This is a genomic window from Halomonas sp. KM-1 (assembly GCF_000246875.1).
GTDB lineage: Bacteria > Pseudomonadota > Gammaproteobacteria > Pseudomonadales > Halomonadaceae > Halomonas > Halomonas aerodenitrificans.
In genome coordinates this window covers 21,378-35,266 of the sequence record NZ_BAEU01000154.1, presented here as the reverse complement: position 1 = coordinate 35,266, position 13,889 = coordinate 21,378, and the positions used below count along the sequence as shown (strand labels likewise).

General features: G+C 66.0%; 16 protein-coding genes. 11 read left to right on the top strand and 5 right to left on the bottom strand.

All coding sequences use genetic code 11. The annotated features are described in order from the left end of the window. Positions 1-64: 64 nt before the first annotated feature. Positions 65-649, bottom strand: a complete 585-nt coding sequence (locus tag B8115_RS19995; RefSeq protein ID WP_141638675.1) for a PRC-barrel domain containing protein — start codon at positions 647-649, stop codon at positions 65-67. A 113-nt stretch (positions 650-762) separates the two neighbouring features. On the opposite strand from B8115_RS19995, the gene B8115_RS19990 reads away from it, so the two are divergent. Further along, positions 763-1,371 (top strand): ATP-dependent zinc protease, encoded by a 609-nt coding sequence (locus tag B8115_RS19990; RefSeq protein WP_010629635.1) that lies wholly within the window; start codon positions 763-765, stop codon positions 1,369-1,371. Between the two features lie 16 nt (positions 1,372-1,387). Here B8115_RS19990 and B8115_RS19985 read toward each other — a convergent pair whose 3' ends face one another. Then, a complete protein-coding gene (locus B8115_RS19985; RefSeq protein WP_010629634.1) occupies positions 1,388-2,101 on the bottom strand; it encodes a 16S rRNA (uracil(1498)-N(3))-methyltransferase in 714 nt (237 codons plus the stop codon). A gap of 94 nt (positions 2,102-2,195) precedes the next feature. On the opposite strand from B8115_RS19985, the gene phaR reads away from it, so the two are divergent. The 7 genes from phaR to B8115_RS19950 all read left to right on the top strand — a co-directional run bounded on the left by phaR (position 2,196) and on the right by B8115_RS19950 (position 7,249). After that, positions 2,196-2,672 (top strand): polyhydroxyalkanoate synthesis repressor PhaR, encoded by a 477-nt coding sequence (gene phaR / locus B8115_RS19980; protein WP_010629633.1) that lies wholly within the window; start codon positions 2,196-2,198, stop codon positions 2,670-2,672. Positions 2,673-2,794: 122 nt separating this feature from the next. After that, entirely contained in the window at positions 2,795-4,090 is a 1,296-nt protein-coding gene (gene purD, locus B8115_RS19975) for a phosphoribosylamine--glycine ligase (RefSeq protein WP_010629632.1), read from the top strand. Positions 4,091-4,134: 44 nt separating this feature from the next. Then, entirely contained in the window at positions 4,135-4,575 is a 441-nt protein-coding gene (locus tag B8115_RS19970) for a thioesterase family protein (RefSeq protein WP_010629631.1), read from the top strand. Further along, positions 4,575-5,447: a phosphoribulokinase gene (locus B8115_RS19965; protein ID WP_010629630.1), complete on the top strand. Its 873-nt coding sequence runs from the start codon at positions 4,575-4,577 to the stop codon at positions 5,445-5,447. The genes B8115_RS19970 and B8115_RS19965 overlap by 1 nt, the downstream gene beginning before the upstream one ends. Before the next feature lie 20 nt (positions 5,448-5,467). Then, positions 5,468-5,812: a histidine triad nucleotide-binding protein gene (locus B8115_RS19960; protein WP_010629629.1), complete on the top strand. Its 345-nt coding sequence runs from the start codon at positions 5,468-5,470 to the stop codon at positions 5,810-5,812. Between the two features lie 176 nt (positions 5,813-5,988). Then, positions 5,989-6,633: a 2-polyprenyl-3-methyl-6-methoxy-1,4-benzoquinone monooxygenase gene (gene coq7, locus B8115_RS19955; RefSeq protein WP_010629628.1), complete on the top strand. Its 645-nt coding sequence runs from the start codon at positions 5,989-5,991 to the stop codon at positions 6,631-6,633. Between the two features lie 10 nt (positions 6,634-6,643). Further along, positions 6,644-7,249 (top strand): DNA-3-methyladenine glycosylase, encoded by a 606-nt coding sequence (locus B8115_RS19950; RefSeq protein ID WP_010629627.1) that lies wholly within the window; start codon positions 6,644-6,646, stop codon positions 7,247-7,249. 78 nt (positions 7,250-7,327) lie between these two features. On the opposite strand, the gene B8115_RS19945 is transcribed toward B8115_RS19950, so the two are convergent. The 3 genes from B8115_RS19945 to B8115_RS19935 form a co-directional block, all read right to left on the bottom strand. Further along, positions 7,328-7,747 carry an OsmC family protein gene (locus tag B8115_RS19945; RefSeq protein ID WP_010629626.1) on the bottom strand — a complete coding sequence of 140 codons (420 nt, stop codon included), beginning with the start codon at positions 7,745-7,747 and terminating at the stop codon, positions 7,328-7,330. A gap of 61 nt (positions 7,748-7,808) precedes the next feature. Then, positions 7,809-8,480: an N-acetylmuramate alpha-1-phosphate uridylyltransferase MurU gene (gene murU, locus B8115_RS19940; RefSeq protein ID WP_010629625.1), complete on the bottom strand. Its 672-nt coding sequence runs from the start codon at positions 8,478-8,480 to the stop codon at positions 7,809-7,811. Further along, positions 8,477-9,520 carry an aminoglycoside phosphotransferase family protein gene (locus tag B8115_RS19935; RefSeq protein ID WP_010629624.1) on the bottom strand — a complete coding sequence of 348 codons (1,044 nt, stop codon included), beginning with the start codon at positions 9,518-9,520 and terminating at the stop codon, positions 8,477-8,479. The genes murU and B8115_RS19935 overlap by 4 nt, the downstream gene beginning before the upstream one ends. A gap of 137 nt (positions 9,521-9,657) precedes the next feature. On the opposite strand from B8115_RS19935, the gene B8115_RS19930 reads away from it, so the two are divergent. From B8115_RS19930 to pdxA, 3 genes are read left to right on the top strand one after another with little or no spacing between them, the layout of a single operon-like run. Beyond that, on the top strand, positions 9,658-12,102 hold the full coding sequence (locus B8115_RS19930) for an LPS-assembly protein LptD (protein WP_010629623.1): 2,445 nt from the start codon (positions 9,658-9,660) through the stop codon (positions 12,100-12,102). A 46-nt stretch (positions 12,103-12,148) separates the two neighbouring features. Further along, positions 12,149-12,811: a SurA N-terminal domain-containing protein gene (locus B8115_RS23200; protein WP_010629622.1), complete on the top strand. Its 663-nt coding sequence runs from the start codon at positions 12,149-12,151 to the stop codon at positions 12,809-12,811. Between the two features lie 3 nt (positions 12,812-12,814). Beyond that, positions 12,815-13,864, top strand: coding sequence for a 4-hydroxythreonine-4-phosphate dehydrogenase PdxA (pdxA, locus tag B8115_RS23195; protein ID WP_010629621.1), 1,050 nt, complete (start codon positions 12,815-12,817; stop codon positions 13,862-13,864). Positions 13,865-13,889: the final 25 nt, after the last annotated feature.

Sequence of the window (13,889 nt, the reverse complement as noted above, 5' to 3'; positions counted from 1 at the left end):
CTGACCGGTGAGCCAGAGCGGGGCGCCAGTTATGGCAAGATGAGGCGCTTAACAAGCTGCGGGCCTAGTTGTTGGTCCAGCGATCTAGGGTCTCGCTGATAGTACGTCCGGCCCGTTCGGCGCCTTCCTGGGTGCGCTCCCAGGCCTGTTCGGCTCCTTCGCCGACGCGATCGGCGCCGCGACGGGTCTGCTGCCAGGCGCTGTCGGCGCCTTCTCCGGCGCTATGCCACGCCTCGCGGGTGCGCTCGCGCGCCATGTCCCACCACTCCTGGTCGTAGCGCGGCATGGCCTCCAGCGACTCCGGATCGGCATCGACGATGATGTCATGGACCGTTTCGCCATCATCCTCGTAGTTGATCAGCCGGTAGTGGGCGTTGGTGATCACCAGGTAGTCGCCATTCTCTACCAGGTTGGCGTCAGGGCGAACGACGATGGCATGTACCTGCCGATCATCGCCGAGCAGAATATCGACCACCTCGCCCGGCTGGCTGTCCGGTGCCGCCTCGAAATGCACCTCGGCATCGAAGAGCGCCCGGGAGGAGTAGAGCCCCTGAGGCTCGAACTGCGCCTGTACGCCAGTGGCAAGGCCGGTAAGCAACAGGCCGGCCGAGGCGGAAATGAGCATCCTTTTCATGCGGGGGTATGTCATCGTTTCGCTCTCCTTATCCTTGGTGACACGAATAGTGTAGTAAATGTAACAATGTTCGGGCGGCTGTGACATGCCGCGGCAGACTGAGCATCGACGACAAAGGAGCTATCGTCATGAAGAGAGTGTACCGGAAAGATTCGGCTCGAAAGTTGCGTAACCGGCTATTGGCAACGGTGGGCGCGCTGTTGCTGGCGGGGCCGGCCATGGCAGAGGAGCCGGTCGTGTACGGCTGGGTCGAGAAGAGTACGCTCGAACCCTGGGGGGTCGAAGTCAAGGCCAAGCTGGACAGCGGCGCCCTGACCTCTTCTCTGGATGCCCGCGATATCGAGACCTTCGACAAGAACGGCGAGGAGTGGGTGCGCTTTCGCCTGGAATTGACCGATGAGGCCAGCGGCGAGCCGTTCGAGGAGAGCCTGGAGCTGCCGCTCTACCGCGACATTCGCGTGCGCGGGGCCGGCGGTCGCGACGAGCGTCCGGTGGTGCTGATGAAGATCTGCATGGGCGATACCATCCACGAGGAGCAGTTTAGCCTGCGTGACCGGGAAGAGATGCACTACCCGCTGCTGCTGGGTAGGCGCACCATCGGCCATCTGGGCCTGCTCGACGTCACTCGCACCTTCCTCAATTCGCCCGACTGCGGCGACGATGCTGAGGTGATGCGCTACGAGGGCGAGGACGAGGGCGACATCGAGGACGACGATGTCGAGGACGACGAGGCCTGATTCTGCCTGCCAGGCATCAGAACAGCCGGGCGAGCAGGGCGACCACGGCGGTTTCCACCCGCAGGATGCGGGGGCCAAGATGGATGCCCTCGCAGCCCGCCTCGAGCAGCCGCTCCACCTCATACGGGATGAAACCGCCCTCGGGCCCGATGAGCAGCACGCAGGGCTTGCTCAGGCCGGTGGGGCAGGGATTGGGCATGCCCGGGTGGGCGACGAGCCCGCGGCGGCCGTCGAGCAGCAGCGGTAGCCGCTCCTCGACGAAGGGGCGAAAGCCCTTGGCCACGCTGACGTCGGGCAGTACCGTGTCCCGCGCCTGCTCGAGGCCCAGCACCAGGTGCTCGTAAATCTTCGCCGGCCCGAGCTCCGGCGACTGCCAGTAGCTCTTCTCCACCCGACGGGTATGCAGCAGGGTGATCCGTTTCACCCCCATGGCGGTGACATGCTCGAGGCTTCTGGCCAGCATGCGCGGGCGCGGCAGGGCCAGCACCAGGTGCACCGGCAGCGCCGGCGGCGGGGGCGTGTCGAGCGCCTCGAGCGTAAAGCGGGCTTCATCGTCGGAGAGCAGCGTGAGCTCACCGCGACCGATGCCGCCGCCCTGTATGCCCAGGGTCAGGACGTCGCCGACCCGGGCGCGATGCACTTCCTTCAGGTGACGCAGGCGGCGCGGGTCGCGCAAGCACGCCAGGCGGTCGTGCCGGATATCTTCCGGAGCCAGCAGAATCAGGTTCATCGGGCCTCGTTTGTCGCTTCGATTTGCAAGGGCGGTAGCGCGGTGCACAATAGCAGCCAAGGGCAAACCTGCCTTTCCCATAAGGAGTGCCGTCGTGCGCGTGATTCGCAAGTATGCCAACCGCAGGCTCTATGATACCCAACAGAGCCGCTATGTAACGCTGGAAGATCTGCGGCGCCTGATTCTCGACGAGGAGCCGTTCCGCGTCGAGGATGCAAAGTCCGGTGAGGACCTGACCCGTACCATTCTGCTGTCGATCATCATCGAGCAGGAGCAGGCCGACGGTGAGGCCGAGGTCTTTTCCAACGATCTGCTGGCCCAGTTCATCCGTGTCTATGACATGGCACAGCCGCTGCCGCTGGCCCGTTATCTGGAGCAGGGCACCCAACTGATGCTCGAGCAGCAGAAGCGCATGCAGGATCAGTGGCAGCAGGCGATGCGCCACTCGCCCATGGAGCTGATGCGCGAAATGGCCGAGGAGAACATGCGCTTCTGGCAGCAGGCGATCGGCCAGGGACAGCCGGGCAAGCCGGAGCCGAAGGACAGCTCGGACAAGGAAGACGACAAGTAGGCAGGCTGCGCGGGGCGGCGTCCGGGGCCGCTTTCTGCCATAATGCCGCGACGTCTTATAGCCGAATGCCAGGTTCGCCGCATGGTCGGGCCTGATCGGTACGAAACAGGAAAAGCAAGCGGATGAAGGTTTTGATCATCGGCGGCGGTGGCCGCGAACATGCCCTGGCCTGGAAAGTCGGCCAGTCGCCCCTTGTCGAGCGGGTATTCGTGGCACCCGGCAATGCCGGTACCGCCCACGAGCCTGGGCTGACCAACGTTGCCATCGAGGCGACCGAGCTGGAGCGCCTGGTGGCCTTTGCCCGCGACGAGGGCGTGGAGCTGACCATCGTCGGTCCCGAGGCTCCGCTGGTCGAAGGCGTGGTGGATCGCTTCCGCGAAGCCGGGCTGGCCATCTTCGGGCCGACCCAGGGGGCTGCTCAGTTGGAGGGCTCGAAGTCCTTCACCAAGGATTTCCTCGCCCGCCACGCCATTCCCACCGCGGCCTATCGCACCTTCACCGAGGTCGAGCCGGCGCTCGTCTACCTGGCCGAGCAGGGCGCACCGATCGTGATCAAGGCCGACGGCCTGGCCGCAGGCAAGGGCGTGATCGTGGCCATGACCCTGGCCGAGGCCGAGGCGGCGGTACGCGACATGCTCGAGGCCAATGCCTTCGGCGATGCCGGTGCGCGGGTGGTGATCGAGGAGTTCCTCGAAGGTGAAGAGGCGAGCTTCATCGTCATGGTCGATGGCACTACCGTGCTGCCCATGGCCACCAGCCAGGACCACAAGCGCGCCCTGGATGGCGATGCCGGCCCCAACACCGGCGGCATGGGCGCCTATTCGCCAGCGCCGGTGGTAACCGAGAGCGTGCACGAGCGCATCATGCAGCAGGTCATCATGCCCACCGTTCACGGTATGGCTGCCGAGGGCCACCCTTATAGCGGTTTCCTCTATGCCGGCCTGATGATCGACGCCGAGGGCAATCCCAAGGTGATCGAGTATAACTGCCGCTTCGGCGATCCCGAGACTCAGCCGATCATGCTGCGTCTGCGCTCCGATCTCGCCGAGCTGTGCCTGGCCGGGGCGCGGGGCGAGCTCGCCGGCCACACCTGCGAGTGGGACCCGCATGCTGCGGTGGGCGTGGTACTGGCCGCCGGCGGTTATCCCGGCAGCTATCGCAAGGGTGACGCCATCGTTGGGCTCGACGCCGCAGAGGCGACCGGTTGCAAGGTCTTCCATGCCGGTACCGCCGAGGACGACCAGGGGCGTATCGTGACCAGCGGCGGGCGTGTGCTGTGCGTCACCGCGCTGGGACAGGGCGTGTCCAAGGCTCGCGATCTGGCCTACGAAGGCGTGGCGGCGATTCACTGGGACGGCGTTCAGTTCCGCCGCGATATCGCCTACCGTGCCATTGCCCGGGAGCGTCAGGAGGGCTGATCACGGCCTCCTGTATCTACCGCAACGACAGTCAGGGAGTGAGCATGGAGCGCATCAAGCTGGCATTTCCCGATTCCGCCATCGTGCACAGGCAGCCGCTGTCGGTACGCGTCACCGACATGAACTATGGTCGACACCTGGGGCACGATACGCTGGTATCGCTGCTGCATGAGGCGCGCATACAGGCCTTCGGCGCCCTTGGTCTCACCGAGTGGGACATGGGCGGCTTTCCCAGCGTGGTGGTCGACCTCGCCGTGCAGTACCAGTCCGAGGCCCGCTGGCCGGATGCGCTGGTGGTGGAGACAGCCATTCCGGAGCCGGCCAGCCAGGCTATCGTGGTCTATCATCGGGTACGGCATGCCGAAGGCGGCCGGCCGGTAGCCACGGCGCGCCTCAACCTGGTGCTGTTGGACCCGGCCCAGGGGCGCAGCGTCGCGCTGCCCGATGCCGTACGGCAGGCCTTTGTCGGAGCGGAGAGCGCCTGATGTCGCGGGAATATCCCATCATCGCCGTGACCGGCTCCTCCGGGGCCGGCACCACTACGGTGAAACGCACCTTCGAGCGCATGTTCGCGCGTGAGGACGTGCATGCGGCCTTCGTCGATGGCGATGCCTTCCATCGCTATACCCGCGAGGAGCTGGCGCGCATCTTCCGCGAAGAGCCCGAGCGCAAGAATCAGCTCTCCCACTTTGCCGTGGAGGCCAATCTGCTCGACCGTCTCGAAGCGCTGTTCCTGGAGTACGGCGAGCATGGCACCGGGACCTACCGGCACTACATTCATGCCGAAGACAAGCAGATGATCGAGGCGGGCCATCAGGTGGGCACCTTCACCGAATGGCAGCCGCTGCCCTGCGGCACCGACCTGCTGTTCTACGAGGGATTGCACGGCGGGCTGGTGACGTCGGGGCACGATATCGCCCGCCACGTGGATCTGCTGGTGGGGGTGGCGCCGACCATGAATCTCGAGTGGATTCAGAAGATCGACCGCGACATCAAGCTGCGCGGCTACTCCCAGGAGGCGGTGATCGACACCATTCTGGGTCGCATGAACGACTACGTGCGCTACATTCAGCCGCAGTTCTCGCGCACCCACATCAACTTCCAGCGGGTACCCACGGTGGATACCTCCAATCCGTTCGAGGTGCAGGACATCCCCAACGACGCCGAATCGTTCGTGGTGATTCGCTTCCGTGACCCCTCGACGGTGGATTTTCCCTGGCTGCTGGCGATGATCCAGGACTCCTTCATGAGCCGTCCGCACACTTTGGTGGTACCCGGGGCGAGGATGTCACTGGCCATCGAGCTCATCCTGGCGCCGCTGGTGCGCCATCTGCTGGCGCAGCGGCGTTTTCGGTAATACGCAAGGGAGCACGTCCGATGCAAGACTGCCTGTTCTGCAAGATCGTCAAGCGCGAGATCCCTGCCGATATCGTCTTCGAAGATGACCAGGTCCTGGCGTTCAACGACATCAATCCCCAGGCGCCGACCCATGTCCTGATCATTCCCAAGCGCCATATCGCCACTCTCAACGACCTCGAGGAGGCAGACCAGACCCTGGTCGGCCGGCTGCCGGTCGTGGCGGCCCATCTGGCCCGGGAGCGGGGCTTTGCCGATGACGGCTACCGGGTGGTGATGAACTGCAATGACCAGGGCGGGCAGACGGTCTATCATATTCATATGCACCTGATGGGCGGTCGTCGCTTTACTTGGCCGGCTGGCTAGCCGGCGCTCTGCGGTCCATCCGCGCGCGTCGAGGCGTGCGACGCATCAGGTGCATCCAATTTCATCAGCGCCACCCCATGGGTGGCGCTGTCGTAATAGCCGACAGGTTTCCGGGCGCGAAACGAGCACACCGCACCCTGACGAGCTCAGGAAGGCGGCGCAAAGGGAAAAGAGACATGAACCGTAACTACTCTCCGGCCGACAATCTGGTCCACCAGTTCGATACCGTGCTGCGCACATTGATCCCCCATGCAGCTCACCCCTCGCGCCCCTCGCCGGCCACCGCGGACATCCAGGACGACGACATGAGCGCCGAGGAGCGGCGCCATGCCGCCGGGCTGATGCGGGTCAATCATACCGGTGAGGTATGCGCCCAGGCGCTCTATCAGGGCCAGGGTTGCACCGCCAAGCTGCCGGAAGTGCGCAGTCAGATGGAGCACTCCGCCCAGGAAGAGATTGATCATCTGGCCTGGTGCGACGAGCGGCTGCAAGAGCTCGACAGTCACCCCAGCGTGCTGAATCCGCTGTTCTATGCGGCTTCCTTCGGCCTGGGGGCGGTGGCGGGCGCCATCGGCGACCGCATCAGCCTGGGCTTCGTCGCCGCCACCGAGGAGCAGGTGGGCAAGCATCTGGAGGATCACCTGGTCAAACTGCCAGCGGGCGACCGCCGCTCGCGTGCCGTGCTGCGTCAGATGGCCATCGACGAGGCGCATCACGCCCAACTGGCGCTGGAAGCCGGCGGGGCACGCTTCCCGGCGCCGATCAAATTCGGCATGTCGTTGATGTCGAAGGTGATGACCAAGAGCGTCTATCGAATCTGAGCACGTCGCGATGTCGGACGAGATCCATCGGCGCTGTATCGAAGTCGCCAGCCAGTTGAGTCCACTGCTCGCCGAGGCCATCGAGCGCGGTGGGCCGCTGGTACTGCGCGCCGACGACGGCCAGCCGCTGGCGGAGCGCCTGTGCCGTTCGATCGCTGGGCAGCAGCTTTCGGTAAAGGCGGCGCGCTCGATCTGGGCGCGGGTCGTCGATGCGGCGGGCGAGACGCCGCTGATGGAATTTTTCCTCGAGCCGAACCAGGAGGTGCTGCGTGGCTGCGGCCTGTCGGGGGCCAAGGCCAGAGCGCTGTGCCTGATTGCCGAAGAGGCCCGCGCCGGTCGGCTCGAAGCCGACGCGCTGCGAGGTCTGGACCATGTCGAACGCTCGCGGCACCTGACCGCACTATGGGGTGTGGGGCAATGGACCGCCGACATGCTGTCGATCTTCTACTTCGGCGAGCCTGACGTCTGGCCGGAAGGCGACGTGACGGCGCGCAAGACCCTCGAGCGTCTTACCAGCCCGCGGCGCAAGACGCTGCGAACCGCCATGCGTTTTGCCCCCCATCGCTCCTACCTTGCCCTATACCTGTGGCGGCATGTCGACTCGCCGCCTGGCTAGCGCTTGGCTATCCGTTTGGAACCAGAAAAGGCCCGCCAGGCGGGCCTTCGTCTGTATGGGGGCTCAGTCTCGGTGCTGCTAGTCGTCGATGATGCTGTAGGAGTGGGTAACGTCTACCCCACCCTTGGCCAGCATGATCGAAGCGCTGCAGTATTTCTCGGCCGACAGCTCCACGGCGCGCTTGACCTGGCTCTCCTTGAGGTTGCGGCCGCTGACGGTGAAGTGGATGTGGATCTTGGTGAAGACGGCTGGCACGGCATCGGCGCGTTCGGCCTCGATGGTCGCCACGCAGTCGCTCACGGGGGCGCGCGACTTCTCGAGGATCTCCAGCACGTCAAAGGAGGTGCAGGCGCCCATGCCCATCAGCAGCATTTCCATCGGGCGCGGGCCGGTATTGCGTCCGCCATGGTCGGGCGGGCCATCGATCACCACGCTGTGACCACTTCCCGATTCGGCGACGAACTGGCGGCCATCGGTCCACTTGACGCTGGCTTTCATGAGCAAGGTTTCCTTGTCGATACGTTCATGTCGGAGAGCTTACCACTGTGCGGCGCTCGGCTCAGCCCTGCCGCCTGATCAGCTCCCGGTCCAGCTCGGCCAGGCGCTCGGGCGTACCCACATCGACCCAGCGCCCGCGATGATGGGTGCCGCCGACGCGGCCGGCGTGCATCGCTGCACGCAGCAAGGGGGCGAGGGGAAACTCTCCCGGTGATCTGTCGGCCACCAGCGCCGGGTCGAGCAGGCTGAGCCCGGCGAAGGTCAGCCGCGGCTCGCCCGCGTCATGTACCCGGCCCGCGGCGTCCAGGTGAAAATCGCCGTCGGGGTGGTGCGTGGGGTTGTCGACCAGCATCAGATGGGCCAGATCGCTTCCCAGGGCGGGTAGCGTCGAGGGGTCGAATGCGCACCAGACGTCGCCGTTGATCAGCAGGAAGGGGGCGTCGCCCAGCAGTGGCAGTGCCTGACGAATGCCGCCGCCGGTCTCCAGCGGCTGCGTTTCGCGACTCCAGGCGATGCGTATGCCGAACTGGCGGCCGTCGCCCAGGGCGCTGATGATCTGCTCGGCGCGATAGCTGACGTTGATCACCACCTCGTCGATACCGGCGGCCGCCAGCCGCTCCAGGTGATGCACGATCAGCGGCTTGCCGGCCACCGGCAGCAGTGGTTTGGGGCAGTGGTCGGTCAGCGGGCGCATGCGTTTGCCGAGCCCGGCGGCCAGGATCATGGCCTTCATGTCGCCTCCGGGCCGGTGCCGGCGGCCAGCCGCTGGGTCAGGGTGGGGCGCAAGTGCTCCGCCAACCAGCGCTGGAAGGTAGCATGCTCGGGCAGGTCGACGAGGCTGGCTTCGAGATGGCCGAGGAAGTGCGGCAGACGTTCGAGATAGCCGCTACGGCCATCGCGCAGGGTCAGACGACAGAAGATACCGAGCACCTTGAGCGCGCGCTGGGCGGCCATGGCCTGGGCCTGGCGCTGGAAGGTATCGCTGTCGGTGGAGCCGGGCAGGCGGCCGTCGTGAACTGCCCGCTGGCGAAAGGCCTCGACCCAACGCGCGAAGCGCGCGGGCGGGAAGCGGCAGTAGCGCCCGCGCAGCAGCGAGATCAGGTCGTAGGTGATGGGGCCGGCCACGGCGTCCTGGAAATCGATCAGGTAGAGCGTCTCGTCGTGCACCATCAGGTTCATGGCATCGAAATCGCGATGCACCGTGACCACCGGCTGCGCCAGGGCGGAGGCGATCAGCGCCTCACGCAGCTCGGCCCAGCCGGGCGGTAGGGCGCTATCGCCCAGCCATTGCGTCAGGCACCACTCGGGGAAGAGGTCCAGCTCGCGGCCCAGCAGCGCCTCGTCGTAGACCGGCAGCATATCGGGACCGGCGCGATTCTGCAGCTCATGAATCAGGGCCAGGGCGCGTTCATGCCAGGCCAGGGTGTCGGCATGCTCGTCGTCGGCGAAGCGCAGCTGCAGCGGCGTGTCGCCCAGGTCGTCGAGCTCGACGAAGCCGGCGTCGAGATCCACCGCGTGCAGAGCCGGTACCGGCAGGCCACCGGCCCGCCAGCGGCGGGCGATGTCGACGAATGGACGACTGTCCTCCAGGGGTGGGGGCGCATCCATCAGCATGCGCGTGCTGCCGTCGGGCAGCTGCAGACGGAAGTAGCGGCGAAAGCTGGCGTCTCCTGCGGCCAGGCACAGGTCGAGGGCTGCCGGGGAAAGCTCGTGCTGCGCCGCGGCCCACTGGCGCAGGGCCTCGAATCGCGTCGTGGTGTCGGCCTGGGTCATGCTGGCTCCTTGCAGTCTCGGACGGTGCCGGTTGACGCCCGTTGGGCACCGCCGCATGCTGACCGATCAGGCGCATACGACAGGCTGGGTGTGGTCTGTATAATACCGATTCTCTTCGCCAAGGACATCGAGGGACCATGGGCAAGCGACATGCAGGAACGGCGTTGGCCAGCCTGATCACATCCGGCCTGACGCTGGGCGCGCCGCAGGCGCTGGCGCTCGAGCCGTTGGCGGCATGGCAACTGGACTGGCAGCCTTGGGGCGAGGGGCGTCCGGCCGAGGCGCTGTGCCGCGGGGTCTACATCATGCCTGCCTATCGCTTGCCCGCCGGTGACGAGCCGGGCCAGGTGCGCAGCGAGTCCGACACCGCCTATTACGGCGATGATGGCGAAACCATTCTCGGCGGTGAAGTGATCCTGCGGCGTGCCGACACGCAGCTCGAGTCGCCGCGGGTGAGCGTGCCGCCCGAGCGTGAGCGGGCGTTTGCCGAAGGGCCGTTGGCGCTGCGCGATCTCAACCTGCTGGTGCGCGGAGAGGCCGGCGAGGTCTCGCTGGTTACCGATGCCGCCAGCATCGACGCGGCGCACTTCGTGGTCCACGATCAGCACCTGCGCGGCGATGCCATGCAGATGGAGCGGCTGGAGGATGGCCGCTTCCGGCTCACCTCGGCCAGCTTCACCACCTGCGACCCGGGCGACAATCTGTGGCAACTGGTCACCGGCGATCTGGTGCTCGACCGCGAGAGTGGCTTCGGTACCGCGCGTCACGCGCGCCTGGAGATGGGCAATGTGCCGGTGTTCTACTGGCCCTGGGTGCGTTTCCCCATCGACGACCGGCGCCACACCGGTTTCCTGTGGCCCGAAATCGGCCTCTCCGGCGGCGCCCTGGACTATGCCCAGCCGTTCTACTGGAACATCGCGCCCAATCATGACGCCACCCTCACACCGCGCTGGATCAGCGACCGCGGCCTGCTTTTGGGCGGGGAGTACCGCTATCTGTTCCCCACCGATGCCGGTCAGATCGAGGGGGCCTACCTGTCCAGCGACGGCGGTGGCTCCGACGAGCCGGGTGCCGCTTCGCGGCGCTACGAGGGCGAGGACCGCTGGTACGTCGATTACCGACATACTGGGCGTTTCGATACGCGCACGAGCTATAACCTGCGCTATGGGGCGGCCAGCGACGGGCGCTATTTCGACGACTACGGCAGCATCTTCGGCGACGACCCCAGCAACATGCCGCGCCTGGCCCAGATAGACTACCGCGGCGATGTCTGGCGCCTGGATGCCCGTGCCCAGGGCTACCAGCGGCTCGACGATCCGCTGCGCGATCGCGACAAACCGTTCTACCGTCTGCCCAGCCTCACCGCCGACGCTCGCTGGATGCAGCCAGGCGGGCTGTACCAGGAGTGGCGCTCCAATGTCACCTACTTCTGGCGCGACGTGAATGAAGTGGCGCTGTCTCGGGAGCGTGAGGCTGCAGTGGGTACCCGTCTGCACCTGGCGCCAGCTACCGGTTGGCGCTTCGATCAGAGCTGGGGCCACCTGGAGCCGCGAGTGGAGTGGCTCTATACCGCGTATGATCTCGACTACGGCGAGCGCCAGACCGAGCGTGACACCACGCTACAGCGGGCGGTGCCGGTGACTTCCATCGACGGCGGGCTGGTGTTCGAGCGCGAGCTGGAGCTCGGCGGGCGGCCTTATCGTCAGACGTTGGAGCCACGGGTCAACTATGCCTATGTGCCGGCCCGCGATCAGCGTGAGTTTCCCGATTTCGATACCAGCGAGCGGGCACTCTCGTGGAATCAGCTGTGGTCGCCGTATCGCTTCTCCGGGGCCGATCGGGTGGGGGATCTCAACCGCTTGTCGGTAGGTGTCGACTCACGCCTGCTGGAAGACGACCGCGGCCGCGAGCGGCTGGCCATCGGCATCGGTCAGGCGTTCTATTTCGATGATCGTCATATCGACATGGACGGTAATCCCGATACACTGCCGGTGCCGCCTGAGCAGGGCGGGGATTTCGAATCCTGGTACAACGCCACCCGCGACCGCTCATCGCTGGTGACCCGGCTCGATTGGCAGATCAACGATGCCTGGCGCAGCCGCTTGCAGTGGATCTACGACGACTACCAGCAGCGTACCGAGCGGACCTCGCTGGACCTGAGCTACCGCAGCCAGGCAGGGCACGTATTGAACCTTGGCTACCGTTGGGAACTCCAAGGGTTCGACCCGTCGGTGGAGCCGGACGACGACGAGTTCCGCGACTACAACCGCGAAGAGTACGATCTCTCGTTTGCCTGGAAGCTCTCGCCCCGGGTGGATCTGATCGGGCGTGCCGTGTATGACTACACCAACGAGCGCCTGCTCGACCAGTTGGCAGGCGTGCAGTGGAACGACTGCTGCTACGGCTTGCAAGTCGTCTGGCGCGAATGGGTCGATGACCAAGGCACTGCCAGCATCGAGAACGATACGACGGAGCGTGGGTTGTTCCTGCGCTTCGTATTCAAGGGCTTGGGCGGTGTCGGTGGCGACGCCGGCGACTATTTCGAGCGGGCCATACCGGGCTACCGAGCCACTGCCTTCTGATCGTGCGTATGCCCTACAAGTGAGCCATATGAGAGGAAAGAGAGAGATGCGGATTTCGCCATTCGCCACCCTGGGCGCCCTGGGATTGGTCCTGTGCCTCGGTGCCTTGCCGCTGTCGGCCGTGGCCCAGGATTTCCAGCCGGTACAGCGGCAGTCCCTGGACCGTATCGTGGCCGTGGTGAACCAGCAGGCCATCATGCACAGCCAGCTCGAGGAGCGCATGATGCAGGCGCGCAGTCAGCTGTCGGCACAGGGGCAGTCCCTGCCCCCCGAGACGATGCTGCGCGAATACGTGCTCGAGCAGATCATCCTGGAAGAGATTCAGCTGCAGATGGCGGCCAATGCCGGCCTCAGCATCGACGACACCGCGCTCAACCGGCAGATGCGCGAGATCGCCGAGAGCAACAACATGACCCTCGATCAGTTCGCCGACGCCCTGGAGGCGGATGGTCTGACCATGGCATCCGTGCGCGAGGAGATCCGTCGCGAGATGCTGCTGCGTGAACTGCATCAGCGTCAGATCGGCGGCCGGGTCAACGTCAGCACACGTGAGGTGGAGCGCTTCATCGAGCAGCAGGGCGGCAACGTGAGCCATGAGCAGGCGCGCCAGATGGTGTTCCAGCGCAAGGCCAACGAAGCCCTCGACGCCTGGCTGCAGGAGATTCGCGCCGATGCCTTCGTCGACAATCGGCTGGCCAGCGGCAGCTGATAGATGAAACCGTCCGCGCCCGTGCTGGCGGTGACCAGCGGGGAGCCTGCCGGCATCGGCCCCGAGCTGTGCCTGCAGCTGGCCTTGGGGGAGCCGCCGCCCGGGGGCGTCGTGGTAGTGGGCGACCCGATCCTGCTGGCTCAGCGTGCGGCGCTGCTACGCCTGGAGGTCGACTTGGTCGAACTAAGTCCAGGGGCGCCGGTGCCGCCAGCAAGGCGCGGCGTGCTGCCGGTGTGGCCGGTGGTGCTGCGTGAGCCGAGCCGCCCCGGTGAGCTGGCCGTGGCCAATGCCGGCTATGTGCTGGAAACCCTCGACGTGGCGATTGCGGCCTGTCGCGACGGCCGTGCCGGCGCCATGGTCACCGCACCGCTGCACAAAGGGGTGATTCTCGATGCCGGCCATGCCGGCTTTCGCGGCCACACCGAGTACCTGCGCGATGCCTGCGGCGTCGACGAGGTGGTGATGATGCTGGCCACCGACAGCGCTCTGCATGCTGCGGGCTCCGACTGGCAGGGTAGCACCGCGCTGAGAGTGGCGCTGGCCACCACCCACCTGCCCCTGCGTGAGGTGGCCGACGCCATCAGCGAGGCGGGGCTGGAGCGCATCCTGCGTATTCTGCAGGCGGACCTGACACGCTGGTTCGGCATTGCCAGGCCGCGCATTGCCGTGTGCGGCCTCAATCCCCACGCGGGGGAGAGCGGGCATCTGGGGCGCGAAGAGCTCGAGGTGATCGAGCCCTGTCTTGCGCGCCTGCGCAACGAGGGTTTCGAGCTTGACGGGCCGCTGCCGGCCGATACCCTGTTCACGCCGCGCCATCTGACCGGGGTCGATGCGGTGCTGGCGATGTATCATGATCAGGGCCTGCCGGTGCTCAAGTATGCCGGCTTCGGCCAGGCCGCCAACATCACCCTGGGGCTGCCTATCGTGCGTACCTCGGTGGATCATGGCACGGCGCTGGATCTGGCCGGTCGCGGTCTGGCCGATGCGGGCAGTCTGCGAGTCGCCGTGGCACTGGCCGCCGACATGGCCGGCCGCGGTTCGGCCACTCCCTGACGAACGAACAGACAAGGATTCTTTG

Excerpts from the sequence above, each read along its gene's own strand:
- B8115_RS19995 (WP_141638675.1), bottom strand. The coding sequence starts at position 649 with ATGACATACCCCCGCATGAAAAGGATGCTCATTTCCGCCTCGGCCGGC.
- B8115_RS19990 (WP_010629635.1), top strand. The coding sequence starts at position 763 with ATGAAGAGAGTGTACCGGAAAGATTCGGCTCGAAAGTTGCGTAACCGG.
- B8115_RS19985 (WP_010629634.1), bottom strand. The coding sequence starts at position 2,101 with ATGAACCTGATTCTGCTGGCTCCGGAAGATATCCGGCACGACCGCCTG.
- purD (WP_010629632.1), top strand. The coding sequence starts at position 2,795 with ATGAAGGTTTTGATCATCGGCGGCGGTGGCCGCGAACATGCCCTGGCC.
- B8115_RS19970 (WP_010629631.1), top strand. The coding sequence starts at position 4,135 with ATGGAGCGCATCAAGCTGGCATTTCCCGATTCCGCCATCGTGCACAGG.
- B8115_RS19965 (WP_010629630.1), top strand. The coding sequence starts at position 4,575 with ATGTCGCGGGAATATCCCATCATCGCCGTGACCGGCTCCTCCGGGGCC.
- B8115_RS19960 (WP_010629629.1), top strand. The coding sequence starts at position 5,468 with ATGCAAGACTGCCTGTTCTGCAAGATCGTCAAGCGCGAGATCCCTGCC.
- coq7 (WP_010629628.1), top strand. The coding sequence starts at position 5,989 with ATGAACCGTAACTACTCTCCGGCCGACAATCTGGTCCACCAGTTCGAT.
- B8115_RS19950 (WP_010629627.1), top strand. The coding sequence starts at position 6,644 with ATGTCGGACGAGATCCATCGGCGCTGTATCGAAGTCGCCAGCCAGTTG.
- B8115_RS19945 (WP_010629626.1), bottom strand. The coding sequence starts at position 7,747 with ATGAAAGCCAGCGTCAAGTGGACCGATGGCCGCCAGTTCGTCGCCGAA.
- murU (WP_010629625.1), bottom strand. The coding sequence starts at position 8,480 with ATGAAGGCCATGATCCTGGCCGCCGGGCTCGGCAAACGCATGCGCCCG.
- B8115_RS19935 (WP_010629624.1), bottom strand. The coding sequence starts at position 9,520 with ATGACCCAGGCCGACACCACGACGCGATTCGAGGCCCTGCGCCAGTGG.
- B8115_RS19930 (WP_010629623.1), top strand. The coding sequence starts at position 9,658 with ATGGGCAAGCGACATGCAGGAACGGCGTTGGCCAGCCTGATCACATCC.
- B8115_RS23200 (WP_010629622.1), top strand. The coding sequence starts at position 12,149 with ATGCGGATTTCGCCATTCGCCACCCTGGGCGCCCTGGGATTGGTCCTG.
- pdxA (WP_010629621.1), top strand. The coding sequence starts at position 12,815 with ATGAAACCGTCCGCGCCCGTGCTGGCGGTGACCAGCGGGGAGCCTGCC.